8 protein-coding genes are annotated in these 22,342 nt (G+C 70.5%); all 8 read left to right on the forward strand.

Translation table 11 applies throughout. The features are described from left to right. Positions 1-211 precede the first annotated feature (211 nt). The 8 genes from ACIHAD_RS12780 (at position 212) to ACIHAD_RS12815 (ending at position 22,290) form a co-directional block, all read left to right on the forward strand. Positions 212-2,923, forward strand: coding sequence for a hypothetical protein (locus ACIHAD_RS12780; protein WP_397354505.1), 2,712 nt, complete (start codon positions 212-214; stop codon positions 2,921-2,923). Beyond that, positions 2,910-6,038, forward strand: coding sequence for a phage minor head protein (locus tag ACIHAD_RS12785; RefSeq protein ID WP_397354506.1), 3,129 nt, complete (start codon positions 2,910-2,912; stop codon positions 6,036-6,038). The genes ACIHAD_RS12780 and ACIHAD_RS12785 overlap by 14 nt, the downstream gene beginning before the upstream one ends. A gap of 426 nt (positions 6,039-6,464) precedes the next feature. Next, entirely contained in the window at positions 6,465-7,109 is a 645-nt protein-coding gene (locus tag ACIHAD_RS12790; protein ID WP_397354507.1) for a hypothetical protein, read from the forward strand. 158 nt (positions 7,110-7,267) lie between these two features. Then, a complete protein-coding gene (locus ACIHAD_RS12795; protein ID WP_397354508.1) occupies positions 7,268-8,902 on the forward strand; it encodes a major capsid protein in 1,635 nt (544 codons plus the stop codon). A gap of 92 nt (positions 8,903-8,994) precedes the next feature. After that, positions 8,995-9,819, forward strand: a complete 825-nt coding sequence (locus ACIHAD_RS12800) for a hypothetical protein (protein ID WP_397354509.1) — start codon at positions 8,995-8,997, stop codon at positions 9,817-9,819. A gap of 9 nt (positions 9,820-9,828) precedes the next feature. Then, positions 9,829-10,242 carry a hypothetical protein gene (locus ACIHAD_RS12805; RefSeq protein WP_397354510.1) on the forward strand — a complete coding sequence of 138 codons (414 nt, stop codon included), beginning with the start codon at positions 9,829-9,831 and terminating at the stop codon, positions 10,240-10,242. 1 nt (position 10,243) lies between these two features. Then, a complete protein-coding gene (locus tag ACIHAD_RS12810) occupies positions 10,244-17,881 on the forward strand; it encodes a hypothetical protein (RefSeq protein WP_397354511.1) in 7,638 nt (2,545 codons plus the stop codon). Beyond that, a complete protein-coding gene (locus ACIHAD_RS12815; protein WP_397354512.1) occupies positions 17,878-22,290 on the forward strand; it encodes a hypothetical protein in 4,413 nt (1,470 codons plus the stop codon). Before ACIHAD_RS12810 ends, ACIHAD_RS12815 begins: the two co-directional genes overlap by 4 nt. The last annotated feature ends 52 nt before the right edge of the window (positions 22,291-22,342 follow it).

The following is a 22,342-nucleotide window of genomic DNA, read 5'->3' on the forward strand; positions in this document are numbered from 1 at the left end:
GATACGGCGGTGCGCACTGCTGGATAGGCCAGCAGACGGCGGCCGCCACGCTCCCCACGTGGGACGTCGATGTCCGCCCGATCAGGCTGCATTCCCAGATCGGCTAGGGCCGCCCGCTAGGCTGGCCGGTGCGCCGCTGAGCTGAGGGCCGGGCATCCTGCGTCTGCTCGGGGGCCCGTGACGTGACCAGCTACCAGGCCGGCGGCTCACCGTGAGGGCTCCGCGTGAGCTCGTCGCAGCCGCACAGCGGTGGGCCGTCCGCCGCTTCCGCACCGCCCAGCCCGACCAGTCGTGGCAGCACCGCGCATGGGGCTACTACGACAACACGCCCGAGGTGCGGTTCGCCGCCACCTGGATCGGCAACGCACTCGGCAAGGGCCGCCTGTTCGCCGGCGTCCGCGACACCGACGGCACCGTCAAACCACTGCCCGACAGCCACCGCGCGTCCGAGCTGGTCGCGTCCGTCGCCGGAGGCCCCGCCGGCCAGTCGGAGATGCTGCAGAGCTTCGGCCCGCACCTGGTCGTCGCTGGCGAAGGCTGGGTCGTCATCCGCCCCACCATCGACCCGATCACCGGGCGGCACCGCGGCGAGGACTGGCGGGTCCTGTCGGTGCTGGAGGTGACGTCGAAAGGCCAGTCACTCGAAGCGGAGATCGACGGCGAGGCGGTCGCGATCCCGCCGCACGACCCCGACAAGCCGGACCCGCTCGCGCCCGCCGCAATCCGCGTGTGGGAGCCGCACCCGCGCCGCCACATCGAAGCCGACTCGCCTATCCGGTCGTCGCTGGGTCTGCTGGAGGAACTGCGGCTGCTGAACGCCGCCGTCGCCGCCATCGCCCGCTCCCGCCTGACCGGTCGGGGCGTGCTACTGGTGCCGCACGGCACCCGCTTTCCGACGAAGAGCACCGCGACCCTCGACGGTGAGGAAGACGACCTGCTGGAAGTGTTTATGCAGGTCGCCGAGACCGCCTACAAGGATCCGGAGTCCGCGGCCGCCGCCGTGCCGATCATCCTGGAAGTCCCAGCCGATGCCATCGGCAAGATCACACGGCTGACGTTCGAATCGGACTTCGATGACCTGGCGATGCGGCTGCGCGAGGAGACCATCAGGCGATTCGCGACAGGTTTGGACACTCCGGCGGAAATCCTGCTGGGCACTGGTGAAGTAAACCACTGGTGTACCGTGCGGTCTGTGGAAATCATGACTGCGGCGGGCTGGAAGACCTATGACCAGCTGTCGGTCGGTGAGCCGGTCCTGACCCTCAACCACGAGACCGGCCTGTCGGAGTGGCAGCCCCTCGAAGCGGTCAACACGTGGGATGTCATCGACGAGCCCATGATCCGGATCGAAGGCAGGCGGCACGTCTCCGTCACGACCGCGAACCACCGCTGGCCGCTGCTCGCCGGACGCAGCCGCGACCGCACCTGGACGACCAGCGGCGAGCTCGCCGCCGCAGCGCGCCAGGACGGCCCGGACAAGCAGCGCCAGGAATACCTGGTGCTGTCCGCGCCGCACGCTGGCCTGCCCGCCGAGTCGAAGTACAGCGACGCCCTCGTGGAACTCGTCGCCTGGTACTTCACCGAAGGCACCGCAGGCGTAAGGGAAGGTCGCCACACGCCACGCGTAGTGATCTACCAGTCCCACCGCATCAACCCAGACAACGTCGCCCGCATCACCCGCGCCCTCACGGCGCTGTTCGGGCCGCCCAGCGACACCCTCGACAAGGGCGGCCGCTACGCCAGCGCCGAGTCGGTGACTCGCCGTGAGGAGGCAAGGCGGCTGAAGGCCGAGAACCCGAAGATGAGCAACGCCGAGATCGCCCGGACCCTCGGCGTCTCCAAGGTGATGGTCGGCAAATACCTCGCCCACGACGCCAAGACCCGCGACAGTGTGCCGCGCTGGCGGATGAGCCGGGCCAAGGACGACCGCCTGACCGCCTTCAAGCTGAACGCGGCCGCCGCCGAGGTGATCCTGGAGCACGCCCCCGGACGCGTCGTCACGCTCGACTTCGTCCGCTCGCTCACCGCCGCGCAGCTGGAGCTGTTCATCGACACCGCGATCCGCGGAGACGGCCACTACATGCAGGGCAAGACGCCGGTGTTCGGGCAGAAGGACCCGCGCATGTGCGACGCGTTCGAGCTGGCGCTGATCCTGTCCGGCCGCTCGTCGTACCGGCCCGAGCACACCGGATGGGGAGCATCGGCGTCCGGGCCGCGCCGGAAGACGCAGCATATGGTGGTCGGCTCGGACCGGGCGACGTTCGCGCCCCGCGGCCGCAGCTTCAGCGAGGAGAACTACACCGGCACGATCTGGTGCCCGACCACGCCGAACGGCACATGGCTGGCCCGGCACGAAGGCACCGTGTTCTACACCGGCAACTCCGGCTGGCAGCTGAAGGAGGAAGCGATCACGCTAGCGGTGGAGCCGCGCCTGGCTACCATCGCCGACTCCCTCACTTCCCAGTGGCTGCGCCCCACCCTGGAAGAGGAAGGCCACGCCGACGCCGGCGAGGCGCTCGTCTGGTGGGACACCAGCCTGCTGCGGATCCGCGCGAACCGGCCGCAAACCGCGCTGGAGGTGTACGACCGGGGCGTCATCTCCGACCAGGCCCTCCGTAGGGAGACCGGCTTCGACGAGGACGACGCTCCTACCCCGGCGGAGAAGGCCGACCGCGACGCTCGCGACGAGCCGTTCGAGCAGGAGCCTGCCGACCCGGCTCTGCCGGTCGACGAGACCGAAGCGATGCCCGACACACTGCCCGCCGCCGCCCTGCACAACTCGGCGGTGACGCTCGCCCACCTGGACGCGCGAGGCCGCGAGCTCGCCGAGCAGATGAAGCGCGAGCACGGCCTGGACGACGCCGAGCTCGACGACCTGCTGCGTGTGATGCTGCTGATGGGGAGACGCGATGGCCGGGCGTGACGCGCGGGCCCGGCACCGCGACGAGACGGCCCGAGCTCTCGCCGGCCTGGAGCCGATGGTCGAACATGTTGTACGGCGAGCCCTGAACCGGGTCGCCGACCAGTACGCAGCCTCGCTGCGCGCGTCCTTCGCCGAGCTCATTGCTCAAGGGGAGCCGGTCGACGATGCCGACGCGCGCCGGATCGCCGACCTGTGGATCGCGCAGCTGCTGGTGATCCTGCTGGCGCTGCTGACCGTGTTCGGTGCGGCGATGGTCGCCGCACACCGCGTCCTCGGCGGGCGCCGCCAGCAGCCCGGCCAGCCGGACGGCCCGGAGGTGGAGGACGTCGACGAGGTCGACGACACGGGCGAGGTGCCCGACCTGGTCGACCTGTACCTGACCCGGCCGCTGGAGCTATCGGACGCGGTCCGCGACTACCTGGCCGCGGCCGAGAACCGGCTACGTGACGTCGGTGACAGTCTGTGGCAAGTCGCCCGGCAGTCCCTCGCGGACGGCATCGCCGCCGGCGACAGCATGGACGGGCTCCGTGCCCGGCTGCAGGAGACGTTCAGCGACGGCGGCACCCAGCTGGGGGAGGCCCGCGCGGCCCGCATCGCGCGGACCGAGATGGTGGCCGCGTGGAACTGGGCAGCCCTGCACGTCGCCCGCTCCCGCCCGTCCGGGTCCCGGCCGCTGGTCAAGACCTGGTTGGCGACGCTGGACCTGCGCACCCGTGACGCCCATCATCGGTCAGACGGTCAGACGGTGTTGCTCGATGCGGCGTTTGACGTGGGTGGCGAGTTCCTCGACTTTCCCGGCGACCCGATCGCCAGCCCCGGGAACGTCGTGAACTGCCGCTGCGCCATGACGTTCGGGGACTCGGCCGACCCGCCCGCAGACGATGGCCGGCAAGGGCTGTCCGCCGGAGAGATCCGCGACATCGTCAACGCGTTCGAGGAGCGAAGAATCGTGAAAGACATCAGCGCCGCGTCCGGGGGGCCATACAGCGGCGGAATGGTCGCGCTGGTGCCGTCGCAGGCCGACATCGACCGGCTCGCCGTGGACGGCGGAGAACTGCCGGAGGATCTGCATCTGACGTTGCTGTTCCTCGGCGACGCCGACGGCATCAGCACGGAGACGCGGGTGGAGATCGTCGACCGGCTGCGGGAGGACGTCGCCGTCCTGCGGGAAGGCCAGGACGGGCCGGGCGGGATCGAAGGCAACGGGTTCGCGATCAGCGTGTTCAACCCGGCCTCCGACGAGCAGGACACGGCGATCGTGCTCGGTGTCGGAGGTGAGGGCCTCGGCGCCGTGCACCGCACGGTGGCTTACATCGTCGGCGACGTGTACGACTATCCGGCCCAGCACGCGCCGTGGGTGGCGCATGTGACCTTGACCTACAGCGACGACCTCGCCCAGGTCGCCGAGCTCATCAACCGGACCGGGCCGATCACGTTCGACCGGCTGCGCGTCGCGTTCGGCGGCGACGTCACCGATATTCCGCTCGCCGCGCCTGTTACCGAAGGAGACGATCTCATGCCTGATCAGGACCTGTCCGCCGCCGCGCTGCCCTCTCGCCGCTGGTCCACCCCCGGGGAGACGGCGCTGGCATTCGAGGGCCAGGAGACCGGCGACGGCCGGATTTTCGCACCGAGGGCGCTGTACTGGGACGGCGAGTCGTGGCCGCTGCAGTACGCCGCCGAGATGCGCGGCGGCCACCAGGGCGCCGTCCTCGCCGGAGAGATCCAGCAGATCAACCGGGTGGGCGGCCGCATCGCCGGCGCGGGCGTCCTGTACGCCGACCGGGATGCCGGACAGACGGCGATCGACCTGCTTGACCAGAGTGCGCCGCTCGGCGTGTCCGTCGACCTGGACGACGTCGACATGGAGCTCGTCGACCGGCGCCCTCGCCAGGAGGGGGAACCCGACGCCGCCGATGACGGGGTGATCCTGCTCGCCTCCCTCGAACAGGCGTCGATCATGCAGCTGCCGGACGGCGCCTGGTCGGTGCGGGCCACGCAGGTCGTGGAGTGGACGACCGGCGACCAGGGCGCCATGTCCGGCGACGGGCTGCGCGCAGCGCTCACCGCCGCCGGCATCACCGCGGCGGCGGGCGACAGCGACGACAAGCCCGGCGAGGTGCTGTTCTCCGAGCAGGCCGGCGACTTCGTCATGCGGATCACGAAGGCGCGAGTCCGTGGGGCGACGCTCGTGGCGATGCCGGCGTTCGCGGGCGCGTGCATCACCCTCGACCCGGCCGACTCGTACGCGCCGGGCCTGGCCGCGGCCGCCGGTGACTGCGCCGACTGCGAGACCGTCGAACAGCCGGAGACGCTGGACGTGCTGACCGCTTCGGCGTGGCATGAGCTGCAGGCGATGCCGCCGCTGCCCGCCGCCTGGTTCAAAGAGCCGACGATCGGAGAGCTGCCGCCCGACTCCGGCGGCGTCCACTACGCCGACGGCCGCATCTACGGGTGGGTCGCGCAGGCCGGCGTCCCGCACGAAGGCTTCCCTGGGCGGAAGCTGACCGTGGAGAGCCTCGGAGACATCGACCTGACGATGTTCCTGCGGGCCCGCTTCCAGCTCGACGACGGCTCCACGGTGAAGGTGGGGGCGTTCACCATGAACGCCGGCCACCACCGCGACGGCGCTGAGTGCGAGACCGCGAGCTGCCAGTTCGACGACACCCGCACCGTCGCCGGAGTGATCACCGTCGGCATGAACGAACGCGGCATGTGGTTCTCCGGCGCGGCCGCGCCCTGGATGTCCGACTGGGACCGCATGGTGTTCACCGCCTGCCAGCCCAGCTACCACATGCGGCAGAACCCCAACGGGCAGTGGTCGCTGCGTGCGGTCCTGTCGGTGCCGGTGCCTGGGCACCCGTCCCGGCTGGCCGCGTCCGCGGTCATCGACCGGTCCAACCTGGCGCTCACCGCGGCCGCCACGCCCGTACCGTCTGCGCCCGGACCGGTCATCGACTACGACAAGCTCGCGGCTGCGCTCGCTCCCGCCGTCGTCGACGAGATGGAACGCCGCGATGCCGCCCGCGCCGAGATCGAAGCCCTGTCGGCCGGGCTGGACGACGTCCGCGCCGCGCTCGCGCAGGGCCTGGCTGCCGGTGTGAAGGTTGCCTGATGGCGTGCCGTCCGTGTGCCGCCCGTGCGGCTGCGACTGAGGTGTGGCAGGTGAAGGACGTGTCCGGCCGCGTCGTATACGAGTCCGCTTCACGGCCGACGGCAGATGCGGTCGCTGAGCGTTATCCGGGTGGCGACGTTGCTGCCGCCACGGCAGACTCGGCCGAGTTGGAGCCCTCTGCATAGATGGGCTCACGGAGCGCACCGCACACCTGCAGATGCGGTGCGACCGAGTTCCGTGGGTGTGGCAGTCCGGCTTATCGATGCGCCCACATGCTGTGCGGCTGCACCGCCTGGGGACGGCAGACTTGTCCATCTTGAGCGACGCAGGGGCAATCCACCGTAAGGTGCTCGGGCGCTGCTATTTCCGAGTTCTTCCCTTCAGGGTAGTCGTCAGCTGGCGTTGAGATGCTTTACCCTGCGGCCCGTGGACTCCAATGATCTTTTAGCGGATGATCGTCGCGAGCAGATGACTGAACTGGTCCGACGCCATGCCATTCTCACCAAATGGGTCAACGCTTCCTGGTTCTTTGTATTCGCGTCCATGATTGCCCTCGGCGCCATCCAGAAGGGGTACGAGCTATCGGAAGAGACCTCGTTCTTCGTTTTGTTGTTCTTGGCAGTACTCGTCGCTATCCCGACCGGCCTTCGCCGAAGAGCCGCGCGCGAACTTGAGCAGCATCGTCAGCAGACGTCCGACGCCTACGGGAAGCTGTTCGACGTCCAGGACAACGAGCTTGAGGAACGCCTGACTCAGGCAGCGCAGCGGCTTCACGACACATCCCGAGAACTCGCCGAGCTACAGATGATGGCCGCTCATCGCGCCACGATGATCGAGCAGTTGCTTCAGAGGTCCGTGGATGCCCGAGGTCAAGTGGAACGGGACGAGATACTCGCCGAGGAATTCCGGAAGCGGACGGAGATAGTGCGCGCTTTCATGGGGCTCCAAAACGAGGACCTTGATCGTCGTCAGCGCCGCACCAACTGGTTTTTCTTCGCCGTGAGCTCAGTTGCAGGCTTCCTCGTCGGGTTGCTTACCAACTGGGTGTACGACTCGATCTTGCCCCCGTGATCGTTGTGAGACGGGCGCCCACGGCTCGTCGAGCGGGCGAAACACGTACCGGCACGAGAGGCAAGGACGATCTGAAACGGGTGATGCGGGTACGCTACCTGCCTAGATAGCTGCTGGCCGCGGGCCGGGCTCTCCTTCTCACACAGGAGAGAGGCCCCGTGGAGCGGTTTGAGCTTCCCGACGACTTTACCGCCCTGGACGACGTCGAACTGTCAGCGCTCCTGGAGGGTGCTGTCGCCGCGTTCGACGCGCTGTCCACGAGTGACCGAGTGTCCGCTGATGACCTGGCTGAGCTACGTCGCCTGTCGGGTGCGGTGAACGACATCCGCGGCGAGATGCAGACCCGGCTGGAAGCGGCCGAGGCCGCCGCCGCTGAGATCGACCAGCTGGCCGCCCAGGTGCGTGGCACGCCCGCCGGCGAGCCGGTGGAGGCCGCCGCTGAGGGCGGCGAGGCGGCCGCCGTTGAGGAACCTGAGCCTGCGCCGGCTCCGGAGCCGGTGACCGCGTCCGCCGTGGTGCCGCGCACCCGTCCGGCGCTGGACCTGTCCGGGGTGCGCCGCCGCATGCCGTCGGTGCTGCCGCCGCCGCCCGCACCCGGCCCGGAGATCACCGCGTCGGTGGACGTGCCCGGCTACCAGCCCGGCCAGCCGCTCGACATGGACGGCGTCACCGAGGGCATCATCCGCCGCGCCAACGCGCTCAAGACCGCCGGCGGCGGTGTCGGCCTGACCGCCTCCTACCGGCTGCCGTTCGAGCGCGATCTGATCATCAACGACTCGTCGTCGGGCACGGAGGGCACCCGCGCGGTGATCCTGGCCGCCGACCAGTCCCGCCTGCCGGAGAGGAACATCGTCGCGTCCGGCGGCTGGTGTGCGCCGTCGGAGACGGTCTACGAGCTGACCGACATCGCCTGCCCCGAGATGCTGTGGGACCTGCCGGAGATCCAGCTCGCCCGCGGCGGCCTGCGCTACTTCCCGATCCCGTCGCTCGACGTCGCCTCCATGACGTTCGTGCACACCGAAGCCGACGACATCGCCGGCTCGACGAAGCCCTGCTTCAAGATCCCCTGCCCGGACCCGATCGAGGTCCGCTGCGACGCCATCGGCGTCTGCCTGGAGTCGGGCATCCTGACCCAGCGGCACTTTCCTGAGCTGGTTGCCTGGTATCAGCGCAACGTGATGGTCGCGCACGAGCTGCGCATCCGCCAGCACCTGTTCGAGGCGGCGCTGACGCAGGCCACCCCGGTCACCATCGCCGCCACGTTCGGCGCCCTGTCGGCCATCTACGCGGCGATCGCGCTGCAGGCCGCCGACATGGTTGAGCGGCACTCGCTGTGCGACAGCATCAATGTTGAGGTGACGCTGCCCTGGTGGAGCCGCAGCCTCATGCTGGCCGACCTCGCCCGGCAGAACGGCCGCCGCCTCGACGAGGTCCGCGTGTCCGAGCTCGTCGAACTGTTCGCCACGCTCGGTGTCCGCATCCAGTGGGCGCGGGGCCTGGGCCCGGCTGTGCCGACCGAGATCGGCGGCCTCACGCCCGCCGTCGACTGGCCATCCCAGCTGCAGTTCCTCATCTACGTTGCCGGCAGCCTGCAGGCTGGACGCGGCGGCGAGATCAGCCTGGGCGTCATCCACGACTCGACGAAGTTCAGCACCAACGACTACACGGCTCTCTTCAGCGAGGAGTGCGTGGCGCTCATCAACCGCGGCCCGGACCTGCGTCTGGTCACGGTGCCGATCTGCCCGAACGGCGCCACCGCCGCGCAGATCACGGCCGCCTGCCCGATCGCCTGATCTGACCTCCGCCGATCCCGCCAGGCACGGGCAGTTGCTGTGTGCCTGGCGCCTCGACCTCGTGAGGAGGTGGCCACATGCCGCACCCCGGCATGAGGCGCCGTGTCGCCGCCATCCCCGGCACGCCGCTGCCGAACGGCCTGCTCGGCGGCTGCACCACCGTGATCGACGTTGAGGACGAGCACGAGCTGCTCGGCGTCGACTGGACGTCGCTGTCGTGCAAGGACGCCCACACGACCGACTGGTGCCCGACCGACGATGCCGGTAACCCGCTGCCGCCGCCCGGGCCGAAGACGTTCGAGCGGCCCGGCAACGAGACAGCTGGGCCGGTCACCATCTACGCGGGTGCGGTATGTTCCGCGCCGGGCTTCTCCTACGCCGAAGCCGAACAGCACGCCCGCGCCGGCCTGTCACAGGGGGAGGGGCGGGCGCTTGAGGAGTGGTTCTGGCAGAACGTCCTGGCCCCCGGCGCGGTTGACCGCACCCCGGCGGCCGGCGCCGTGTCGGTGTCGCAGGGGATCTCGATTCTGGAGGGGTGGCTGGCCACCGACTACGGCGGCGTCGGCGTCATCCACGTCCCCGCGGGTGCGGCCGCCCTCCTCGGGCGGTTCCACCAGCTGGTGCCGCAGGGATCCAGGTTGCGGACCTGGGTGGGTAACTGTGTGGTGCTCGGCGCGGGCTACGCCGCCAACACCGGCCCCGACGGGACGCCGGCTCCGGCCGGGCAGGCGTGGCTGTACGCGTCCGGGCCTGTTGTGGTGCGGCGCGGCCCGGTCGACGTCATCCCCAACACCGCGTCCGCCTCCGTGAACATCCGCAACAACGACCGTTTGGTTTTGGCTGAGCGGACGTTCGTCCCGTCCACGACGTGCGCGGTCGAAGCGGTTCTTGTCGACCTCTGCCTGTGCTGTCCCTAGGGAGACCGCATGATCAAAATCTGGCCCCGGCGAGACCTGCGGCGCGACTTCGCCCGGTGGGGTGCGCCGCTCGGCGTCCGCACCGCGTCGACGACGGAGTTCGCCGTCCCCGACCATCTGATCCCGGCCATCCCGGAGGAGCTCCTGGCGGGCGCCCTCATGGACGGCCAACCATACGTGGCGTCTGCTCCCGCCCCGGAGACCACGCGAGGGGACACGGAGCAGGAGCAGGCGCCGCCCACCGGCGACGACCAGCCGCCGACGCCGCCCGCTGGCGACGGGCCGGTCCCGGATGGCCTGGACGCCATCGTCGAAGGCTTGGTCGACGACGGCATGGTCACCGAGACACCGGCCAGGACGGCGGCGCCGCCCGCGCCGCGCAGCAGGACCGCCCGCCGCGCCAGGGCCGGGGAGGGACGCTGATATGCCGGTCGAGCCTCAGCCGTGCGCCCCCGGCGGAGGCGGCGGTACAGATGAGGGCTGCTGCAGCCCGTCGATCACCTCTCAGCCGTTGTGCCGGGCGGACGGCACGCCGATCCTGCTGGTGGTGCGCTCAGGCTGCGCCTGCGGCAGCACCCCCGCGGGTGACCCGGAGACGGCCGGCTGGATAGACCCGGCCACCGGGACGTTCACCCCTGGCCCGGCACCGGCCGGGGCCGGACCGTGTGATGGCGAGTGCCTGGACGTCACGACGGTCCAGCTGTGCGACTTGACCCCGGGCGGCGGGTGCGTGCCGTTCCTCCGCCACCTGGTGCGCGACTGCGACGGGGCGATCACGTCCACGACTGACACCACGCTGGATGGCACGACCGCCTACACCGTGGCGGGGGCGGCAGGTGACTGCTCGGCGTGTGCGGTCGAGTGCGTCGACACGATCTGCGTGCAGCGGTGCGACGACACCGACGGTGACGGCCAGGCCGACCAGACCTATTCGGAGCTGTGGTGTGTCCACGTGGACGGCTCCACCGAACTGGTGCTCACCTACGCCGACGATCCTTCCCAGCCGTACACGCCGGTCGCCCCGGTCGAATGCACCTACGGCTGCCCCGAGTCCCAGACGGTGCTGCTGTGCGACGATTCCGGCGCGTTCTTGCGCCGCTACACCTTCCTCAACGGGACCGCCAGCTTCGAGGATGTCGCCCTCGACGGGCATACCCCGCACATTGTCACCGGCACCGTCGGCGTCTGCGCCTCCGATAATGACTGCCTCGACACCGTATGCCGCACCCGCTGCGACGACACCGACGGCGATGGCCAGGCGGACGCCACCTATTCGGAGCTGTGGTGCGTCCACGCGGACGGCTCCGCCGACCTCGTCCTCACCTACCAGGACGACCCGTCCGTGGCGTACACCCCGGTCGCCCCCGTCGAGTGCGAGTACGGCGCCGTCGCCTCCGAGGCGCTGACCCTGTGTGACGACAGCGGGCCATTCCTGCGCCGCTACACCTGGCTCAATGGCGCCGCCTCGTACGAAGACGTCGCACTCGACGGGCAGACCCCGCACGTGGTCACCGGCACCGTGCGCACGTGCACGGCCGAGACGCCATGTGAGGCGCAGACCACCCCGGCCGCCACGCTCGGCCTGTGCCTCGCCGACGGCACGCCGATCGCCGTCATCGTCACCCGCGACTGCAACGGCACCGTCACCCGGGACGGCTGGCTCAACCTCACCACCGGCGCCTACAGCCAGGGCGAGCTGCCGGCCGGGACGATGGCATGCGGCGACAGCCGATCCATCACCGTGGCCGGAACGTTCTGCGACGTCGACCCTGGCACCGGCGACGTTCACGGTCTGGTCCTGGTCGAGTACTCCTACGCGGCGGACGGCTCGATCGCCTCCGTGCGCCTGGTTGACGCCGTCACCGGCACCACCTACACCCCGCAGGGCGACGTGACCACCTGCCCGGCCGGCGTCGAACAGCCGGAGCGGGACCTGGTGCAGCTCTGCGACACCGCCGCCGGCGGCGCAGTCACCCAGTTCGTGCGCGACTACGCCCGCGACGAGAACGGGCAGATCACCGGCCACACGGACTACCTGCTGGACGGCACGCCGTACACGGCGGCCGGGACGGTCGGCGTGTGCCCCACCGAGTCGGCGTGCCGGAACTGCACCACGCACGTCCTGTGCGACACCGACGCCAGCCCCCCGGCCACCATCGCCGGGACGGCCGCGGCCGGGACGCTACCCAACGGGGTCACCTGGACGTCGACGGGCCCCTCCGCCTTCCCCCCGAGCACACAGGGCGACGGCGCGGCCTGGTGGGGCGTGGCGCTCTTCCCCAACCCGGTCGTCCCCCTCACCACGTACACGTTCAACCAGCCCGTCACGGCCGAGTTCAGCGTCGTCATGGTCTACGTGGCCGGCACCGCCCCGGGGCAGAACACGGTTCAGCTCCCGGTCGGCGCGGTCCCGCTCAGTCTGCCGCCCGGCTACACCTACAACTGGGCCACCGGCATCCTGAGCGCAGACGCCACCCTCACCGGCTGCGCCCCCCTCCAGACCCCCACCCGCGCGACCAGCGCTCGGTTCCGCATCACCGGAGTGTCGTCCTTCGCGCTCCGCTACCTGGGCCCGAGGGCGCTCCTCGCAGACTGCCGACGCCTCGGTAACTGGGTGTTCGGCGCCGTGGACGTGTCCCTCGGCGGCGAGTTCCTACGCACGGTCTGCCGGGACTGCTCGGGTGCCGTCACCTCCACCACTGACACGCTCCTGGACGGCACCACGCCCTACACGCCGCTCGGCGTGGTCGGCGTCTGCCACCCGGCTGAGACAGAGCCGTGCGCGTCCACCGTGCAGGTGCTGCGCCTGTGCGACCTCAACCCCACCGTGGAACCGGACCCGGAGAGCGGGAAGCGGTGCGCGGTGCCGTTCCTGCGGCACCTCGTCCACGACTGCACCGGCGCCCTCACCGACACCCGCGACACCGAGATGGACGGCATCACCCCGTACACCCCGGTCAAGGTCGCGGACTGCGGCAGCGGCGGCGTGCCCGCCCTCCGTGAGCTGCTGTGGCCGCAGACCGGTATCGCGGAGGACCCCGCGGGGACGGCTCGGCAGGACTTCGTCTACACGGTCACGAACCCCGAGACGGGCGAGGTCGCGCGGGTCAAGCTGCACGCCAGCAGTCAAGCCCCGGGCGGCTGCGGCACGTACGACCCGGCGAACCCGATTTTCAACAACCCGACGACGTACACGCTGACCCTGGACGCTGCCGCCCAGGAGATGAGCACGTTCCGGCTCGACCTGGTGGACTTCGACACCTTTGAGGGCATCACCAACCTCAGCCCGGTCCCGTCCCGCGTCGAGGGTGACGTCACTTGGAACGGGTCGACGATCACGGCGAACCGGAACGATCAGCCGGCATACGTCTACTGGGACAACCCGCCAGCGCAGATCTCCTACCGGTACGGCAACACCGGCGGCGGTCTAGCCTGCTCCTCGGTCCGTTTCCAGGGCATGACCCTCATCCCGGATGGCTGCTGCGGCTGCGGCACCGAGCCGTGCCGGGACACGTCGAACGCGCTGCTGTGCGACACGACGACGACCGAGGCCGTAACGGTCTTCGACCCGGTGAACCGGACCGGCCCCGACGGCTGGCAGGTCGTCTCCTACACCGGCGCCCAGCCCGGCTACGGCCCGACCGGCCCGATGCCGTACGACGTGTACCGGGCCGCGAACAACCACGGGCAGATGTCCTACGGGGCGCGCCCGGACCTCAACATCGGCCCCGGGCCTGGCTGGTCGAGCTGGGAAACGGTCCCCGTCCGCTGGGTCATCCGCAAGGAGTTCACCGCCCCGCAGGACGGCACCGCCACCCTCACCGCGACCGGATTCATGGCGGACGGCGCGGGCCGAGTCCGGATCAACGGCACCGACATGGGCCTGTACTCGCAGTGGGGACAGCCCGGCGTCGGCGGCGGCGGTCAGGCCCCTGTCACGGCCGGCCCGAACGTCATTGAGATCGAGGTCCGGGACGACTGGGGCTTCAACTGGGCCACGGGCAGGCTCGACATCGTCATGACGAAGACGGTGCAGTTCCTACGCCGTCAGGTCGTGGACTGTGAGACGGGCGAGGTGGTGTCCGTAACTGACACCACCTTGGACGGGCAGCCGTACACCGTGACGGGCGAGGTCGGGCAGTGCGAGCCGACCGCGGAGTGCTGCCCGCCGGAGACCCGGTTCGACGTGGAGACCGAGATCCTGTGTCTGGTCGATGAGGCGTCCAGCACCGTTGTGGGGCGTGTCCTCGCCGAATGGGTCTACGACGACCAGTCCGGCGCGCGGGTGCAGCAGCGCCTGGTCGACCTGGCCACCGGTGATCCGGTAGAGGTGACTCCCGGGGCGGTCGTCACCACGTGCACGGAGCCGTGCCGCGACTCCTCGTCCACGCTGTTGTGCGACACCGCCGCCACCGACACGATCACCGTTTTCGATCCCGCAAACCGGCCGAACTCGGACGGCTGGGAAGTCGTCAGCTTCACTGGGGCGAAGCCGGACGCCCCACCAGAGGCCGCCATGCCGTACCCGGCTCGGTACGGCAACGTCTTCGGCTATCCGGCTCTCGGCGCCCGTGCCGACCAGAGCGCCGGCTACGGCGGGTCCCAGTGGCCTGGCTATGATGCCGCCCCAGTTCGCTGGGTCCTCCGCAAGACGTTCAACGCTCCGCAGGACGGTGTTGCGGTTGCCCAGTCCGTTGGGTTCCGCGGCGACGGCGGCGCCAGGGTCAGGATCAACAACGTTGATGCCGGGATGTATGGGCAGTGGAACCAGCCCGCCACGTCCGGCACCGCGCAGATCCCCGTCACCGCTGGCCCGAACGTCATCGAGATCGAGGTGCGCGACGTCAATGGCATCAACAACGTCACCGGCCGCCTCGACATCGCCCTGCCTCGCACCGTCCAGTTCATGCGCCGCCAGGCCGTGGACTGCGAAACCGGCGAGGTCGTTTCGACGCAGGACTACACCTTAGACGGCGAGCCGTACACGGTCGTGGGCGCGGTGGGGCAGTGCGAGCCCGTGGCGCAGTGCTGCGAGCCGCCCGCCCCCGAGGCCCGGGTCGACGTCGAGACCCTGCTCCTGTGCGTCCGCGATACCGCGTCCGGCGAGGTCCTGGACCAGGTCCTCGTCGAGCGGGTCTACGACGACCAGACCGGCGACCGCCTGGAGCAGCGACTCACCGACCCGACGACCGGCGACCCGGTGGAGCTCCCGGCCGGTGCCCTCCTCGCACGTTGCCCGTCCCCGGACCGCATCACCCGTCAGATCTGCATCGTTGAGACCGGGGCCACGCAGTTCCTGACCAACGCAGCGAACGCGACCGCCGGCCAGGACACGGATTGGCGGTGGGCGCCGAACCTGGCAGGCACCTGGTACCCGATGTACCAGGTGGCACCCAACCCGCTGTGGACCGTGACGGACACCGCCCCGAACCAGGCGCATTGGGTGTCCCCCCACCAGGACAAGAGCGTCTGCTCCCCGAACACGGCGACCTCCCCGAACGTCACCGGCACCTGGTACACCCGCGCGTCCTGGAACCTCCCCGCCAACGTCAACCCGGACACCATCCGTGTGGCTGCGTCGGTCCTCAACGCGGACAACGGAGTCGTGCAGTGGCGCCTCAACGACGGGGCATGGCAGCCCGTAGGCGCCGGCGCACTCAACCCGCCGCCCTGGACGTTCCCGCCGACCGCCATCCCCGGCGGCCGGGCCGGACAGAACGAGATCATCGTCCAGATCATCGAGACCCAGCCCGCCGTCAACTGCCCGAGCCCGAACCAGGCCGGGATGCTGCTCCACGTCGCCGCGACATACGACTACGAGCCGCGGGTGTGGACGCAGGTCATCGAGGACGGCCGGGTCTACTACCTCGACGAGTCCGGCCAGCGCCAGGAGGAGATCCCCGCCGGACAGCGGGTCGTGCCCTGTGGCGAGGGAGACGGGGAGTGCTGCCCGTGGCGCGACGCCGAAAGCCTCCTCCTGTGCGACACCGCGCCGGACGGCACCAGCACCGAGTTCGTCCGGGCCTTCGTCTACAACGACGCCGACCCGGCCACGCCCACCACCATCGACACCACCCTGGACGGCCAGCCGTACACGGTGACCGGCGAGGTGACCCAGTGCGCCACGGACAGTGAATGCCGTGATGCCACCTCGGTCCTGCTGTGCGACCTGGACCCGGACTGCCAGGCCGGCGGCACACCTTCGATCGCGGACGAGCCGAACCCGTCCCAGTTCCCGAACTGGGGCACGGGCGGCTGGTGCCTCCTCCAGACCCCGGGGCAGGGCGCACCGGTATGGGCAGGTGGGTCGGTCGTCCTCGGCCCGGATGTGCGGTGCCCGAAGAGCGGGAACGGGGACACGCACCGCACGATCGGTGCCCGCCTCACAGCCGGTTCGCCGACAGCGACGGACCCTGTCAGCGTCACGGTGAAGGTCCGCGTCACGAACCAGGGCCCCAACCCGGGCTTCCATGGGGACGGCCGGTTCGCCCTGTGGAACACCGTGACGAACACTCGCCTCGTCTGGCGGGACGTCGCCGGGAGCGCCCCGGTGGGGCACCAGCAGACCCTGACCCTCACCGCGAGCGTGCCGGCCGCGGAGCTCGCTGCCGGGAACATCGCCGTCATCCTCGACCTGGAGACCTTCCAGGATCCCGGGGCCAAGGCGTGGCTGGTCGATGAGTTCGAGTGGTCCGCTGACGTCCCCGTCACCGAGTGCGAGAAGCAGTTCCTGCGGACGATCGTCAAGGACTGCGCCACCGGAGCCACCGTCAGCGTCACGGACACGACGCTGGACGGCGAGCCGTACGAGGTGACCGGCGACGTAGGCCAGTGCACCTCGGCTGGGGGTACCAAGCCGTGCCGAAACACGAGCTCGCTCCTCGTGTGCGACCTGCCGACAGACGGGCAGCCGGACCCGACGGTCACCGACACCGACCCCGCGCCGCACTACCCGTACGCCACGGGCTCGGCGATGCCCGGCGGCCAAACGCTGTGGGACGGCGGCACGCTGACCATCCCGGCCGGGACGGCGCCGCAGCCCGGCACCACCGGCAGCGTCCGCACGCTCGCCGCGACCATCCAGGCCACGCGACCCGCGTGCGACACCGGGACCGCGCACGTCACGGTGTCGGTCAACGCCGCCCAGCTCGGCCTGGACACCGGTTGTGCGATCACCGGCGTCCTTGCCCTCTACAACGGCGCCGCTGCCTCCCCGCTGGCCAGCGCCCAACCACCCAGTAACACGCCGGTCGGTTGGACGGGCACGCTCACCGTCGAGGCCGACGTCCCAGCCGCGGACCTCGCCGCCGGGAGCCTCACCGTCCTCCTGGCGCTCGACGCCTACGACGACAACCCCAGTGTCTGCTCAGGCAGCCCGCGCCGGACGTCGTGGGAGCTGTCGAGCTTCACCGCGGCCGTGGCATTCGACCAGACCGGATGCGCGACGCAGATCCTCCGCAACGTCACGACGGACTGCGCCACGGGCGAGGTCGTCTCGGTCACGGACACCACTCTCGACGGGCAGCCGTACATCGTCACCGGCGAGGTCGGGCAGTGCGAGGCCGCAGGCGGGCAGTGCTGCCCGACTGAGCCGTGCCCGGCGCAGAACATCATCGAGGCGTGCCGCTGCGACGACAGCGACGGTGACGGCATCGGCGACGTGGACTACGTCGAGCTCCTGGCCGTCGACTGCGCCGGCGCCCTCACGACGCTCGGGACGTACACGGCGGACCTGACGGGCCCGTACATGCCGGCCTCCCCAGTCGAGTGCCCCGTGGAGGGAGCGCCCTCGGCGTACGGGGTGCAAGCCCACCGGGTCCAGCTCGCCCCCGGCGGGTCCTGGTCGGCGATGTCGGTGCCGCTGCTGCAGTCGGTCACCGCGACCGCCCACGGCGGCACCGGGCAGATCACCACGGCTGACGGAGCCTCGACCCTGTTCACTGGGGAGTCGGTCACCTGGTCCGTGGGGCGTGACGACGACGCGATGCTGGTCGGCCCGCTGACGATCACTGCCCAGACGGGCACCGTGACCATCTCGTACACGCAAGGAGTGCTGTTGTGAGTGGATGCTGCGGGCCGAGCCCGGTCATCATGAGCGGCTCCCAGACGCCGCGCGTGGACGTGGAGACGGTGCTGCTGTGCGACGTCATGCCGGACGGCACGGTGGTTGGCCTGGCGTTGGTGGAGCCGGTGTACGACACCAACACCGGCGCGCGGGTCGCCACCCGCACCGTTGACCCGGCCACCGGCGCCGACTACACCCCGACCGGCACGCTAGGCCCGTGCGCGACCGGCAGCGGGTGCGGCAGCGTCGATACGCAGCTGCTGTGCGACGTCGACGGCGCGGGCGCGGCCACTCCGTTCCTACGGGCCATCGTGTACAACTGCGACGGTGCGGTGACCGGCACCGTCGACCTGACGCTCGACGGCACCCCCTACACGGTCGCCGGCGTCGCCCAGATGTGCCCGCAGACGACGAACTGCGCCTCCCCGACCACCCCGACCGCCATGGTGGGGCTGTGCCTGGCCGATGGGACGCCGATCGCGGTCACGGTGGTGCGGGACTGCGACGGCGTGGTCACCTCGGAGGGGTGGATCAACCTGGCCACCGGTGCCTGGTCGGCGGGGGCGCCGCCGGCCGGGATGGTCGTGTGCGGCGACAGCCGGTCGGTTCAGGTGTCCGGCACGTTCTGCGACATCGACGCGGCCGGTGAGGTCGTCGGCCTGGTCCTCATCGAGTACTCCTACGCGGCTGACGGCACCATCGACTCGGTGCGCCTGGTCGACGCCACCACGGGCGCCACCTACACGCCGCAAGGCACCATCAGCGTATGCCCGGCTGGGATCGAGCAGCCGGAACAGGATCTCGTGGTGCTGTGCGACGTCGCCACGGACGGCGGCGTGACCCAGTTCATGCGCGACTACCGGCGGGACGAGAACGGCGCCATCGTCGGCTACGCGGACTACAGCCTGGACGGGGCCGCCTACACCCCGACCGGCACCGTTGGGATCTGCGCAGGCTGCCAGACCACGCAGGTGTGTGTCCGCTCCTCGGGGCGGGTGGAATTCCTGACCAACCCCGAGGGCCTGGCCGACAACAGCGTGGACTCCGACTGGACATGGAGCCCCAATCTGACAGGGCCGTGGTGGCCCACCTACCGCCTCACCGGGTTCCCCGGCTGGACGACCGTAGACGGGGGCACCCCCGAAGGGCAGGCGCACTGGGTGGCGCCGCACCCCGGCGGTGTTCTCACCAACACCGGAGAGCCGGGGGAAGGCCCCGACGTTCCGCAGCCGCCCGGGACGGGCGACTGGTATGTTCGCGCGGCATTCACGCTGCCCGACGACACCGACCCTGCCTCGATTCGCATCTCGACTACCGCCCTCAACGCCGACCAGCTGGCCGTGGAATGGCGGCTGAACGGCGGCGCTTGGCAGCCCGCCGGCGCCGACCACACCAACCCGCCGTACGTGCTGCCCCCCACGGCGGTACCCGGCGCCCAGCCCGGCGTCAACGAGATCATCGTTCACGTGCGGGAGACGGTCGCCGCCGGCGGCGCGGCCGGGCTGCTGCTGCACGTGATCGCCGAATACGACGTCGACCCGGACTCCTACCTGCTGTGGACGCAGGTGATGTGCGACGACGGAAGGGTCTACTACCTCGACGATCACGGCGTTCGACAGGATGCGCTACCGGACGGCTGGGTGACCGTGCCATGCGGCACCACCGAGCCGTGCCGGAACTCCTCCACGGTCCTGGTGTGCGACGTGCCCGCCGACTCCTCCTCGGCGATCACGCCGACGATCGAGGACGCCACCGCGGCCGACGTCGCACAGACGCAGTTCCAGAACCACCCCGGCCCGTACGCGGGCTTGTGGTCGGGCGGCCCCTTCGTCTACCCGGCCGGGCCCGGACCAAGCCCGGAGCACCTGATCGCCACCGGCCAGCTCACGGCCGACATGGCCGGATGTGACGGCGCGTCCGGCACGCTGACCATCTCCGTGCGCGTCAGGAACGACGGCCCGGACGACGGCCAGGCGTGGGACGGTGCGCTCCGCCTCTTCCGGGGGACGACGGCGCTGGCCACGCACAACGCGCTCGCGTGGGCGCCGGTCGGCTGGCAGGGAACACTCACCGTCTCCGCGCCCGTCACGGCCGCCGAGATCGCCGCCGGCGACATCTACGTGGCCCTCATCCTGGAGACCTACCACCTCGGCGCCAAGAGTTGGACCGCCGACCAGTTCAGCGCCACCCTGGAGCTGGAGGGCTGCGAGGTCACCAGCAGCACCCAGTTCCTCCGGACCCTGGTCACGGACTGTGTGACCGGCGAGGTCGTCTCCACCACGGACACGACCCTGGACGGCGACCCGTACACCGTCACCGGCGAGGTCAGCCAGTGCGTGCCCAGCGAGCCCGCCGAATGCCGGAACTGTGAGGCCGTTGTCCTGTGCGACGTCACCGACGACGCCGAGCCGCACAGCTTCCTGCGCACCGTGTGCCGGGACTGCACTGGAGTGGTCATCAGTGTCCTCGATACCGAACTCGACGGGGCCACCCCGTACGCGGTGACCGGCACCGTAGGCAGCTGCGGCCCGGACACCTGCCAGACGACCAGCGTGCAGACGGTCCGCCTGTGCGACCTGGACCCGACCGTGGAGGCGGACGGAGACGGCCGGCGCTGCGCCGTCCCGTTCCTGCGCCACCTCGCCTACGACTGCGCGGGCGATCTGCTTGGCTTCCATGACACCGGCCTGGACGGCACCACGCCGTACACGCCGGTCCAGGTCGTCGACTGCCAGTGCAAGAGCGGCAGCGGCATCACCTCGACCATTGAGGTGCCGTGGACGGTCGTCAGCGTTATCGAGGACCCGGCCGGCCTGCCCCGGCAGGACTTCATCTACACCGTCTCCCCGGAAAACGACCCCTCCAGGGTCGGCACGATCCGCGTCCACGTCTCGCGAGCGGCTGGCCCACCTTGTGCCGCCTACGACATCAACAACCTGGCCTTCTCCAACACCGCGGCGTACACGCTGACGCTGGACGCGGTCGCGCAGGAGATGAGCTACCTCCGCGTCGATCTGCTCGACTTCGACACGTTCGAGCCGGTCGGCATTAACTCCGGCATGCCCGAGCCGGACCGCATGGGCGGCACCGCCGGCTGGAACGCCGCCCACACCCGGATCGTGCCCTCCGAGAACAACGGCACCGGTTACATGTACTGGGATGCCCCGCCGGCCACGGTCGGCTGGAGCGTCCTCAACCAGGGTGGCGGCGTCTCCTGCTCGGCGTTGTCGTTCCAGGGCATGACGGTGGAGCCGGGCGGCTGCTGCGGCGGTGAATCCTCCACCCCGTGCGGGGACACCGAGATCGCCCAGCTCTGTGACCTGGTGCGCACACCAGCGACGCCCGTCCCGGTACCGCCCGGCTCGTTCACCCTGACGGGGAACGTCCAAGTCATCGGCGGCACGCTGCAGTTCTCCCGCAGCAACGTCCCCCCGAATGGCGTGGCGCAGCGGACCGTGACCGGCCTCATCAGCGGTGCCGCCTGCGAGCTGCTGTTCGATGCTGGGTGGGGCGGGGGTGGCGCGCCGGCGGCCAGCAACGATGCGGTCTACCTGGCGGAAGTCCTCGACGGAGCGACCGTCATTGCGACCAGCACCGTCAACCTGTCCAACGGCAGCGGCGCGGCCGGGCCGGTGATCGCTCAGCCGCCCATCGCGTTCGTGGCTCCGCCGACGGGCACCGTCACCGTGCGGTTCACCGACCTCAGCACCGGCGGCGCCCTGAACCGGGACCTGGTCATCCGCCCCAACACGGTGCAGACGGAGGGCGTTGAGGTCACCGCGACCTCGTTCCTGCGGGCGTACACCTACGACTGCACCGGACTGCTCCTGACCACCACGGACACGGAACTGGACGGCAGCACCGCATACACGCCCCAGGGCCAGGTAGGCGTCTGCTCCGGGACGGCTGGCACGGCGACCGCGGCGGACTCGTGCACGAAGCAGGTCATCGAGCGATGCGGCTGCTCGGATGAGGATGGGGACGGCGTCGGTGAGGTCATGTACACCGAGCTGTGGGCCATCGACCCGTGCGGCACCGATGCCCCGGTCCTCGTCGGCACGTACGAGGACGGCGACCCGGGCCAGCCGTTCACGCCGACTGCCCCGGTGGACTGCACCGTCGAGGAGGACACCGCGCCGACGCCGCTCAGCACCGGCGTACGGGCCGTGACGGGCACCGCAGCGCAGAACCTCGTCACCGCCTTCCCCGGGCTGCAGAGTGTCACCGTCACGGCGATCGCTGGGAGCGTCCTGGTCAGCATGTCGGACGGTGTCGCCGTGCCGATCCCTGCCGGGGTCACGATGACGTGGTCCGTTGCGAAGGACGAGGACAGTGCCCTGGCGGCGGCCTCCTTCACCGGCGCCGCGGCCGACGCTCAGTACCTCCTGAACTACACCTACCGATGACCGCCCGGGCCGCCGCCCGTCCTGCGGGCGGCGGCCCCTCCAGCCGCAAGGA

The organism is Nonomuraea sp. NPDC052265 (assembly GCF_044547985.1).
Lineage (GTDB): Bacteria > Actinomycetota > Actinomycetes > Streptosporangiales > Streptosporangiaceae > Nonomuraea.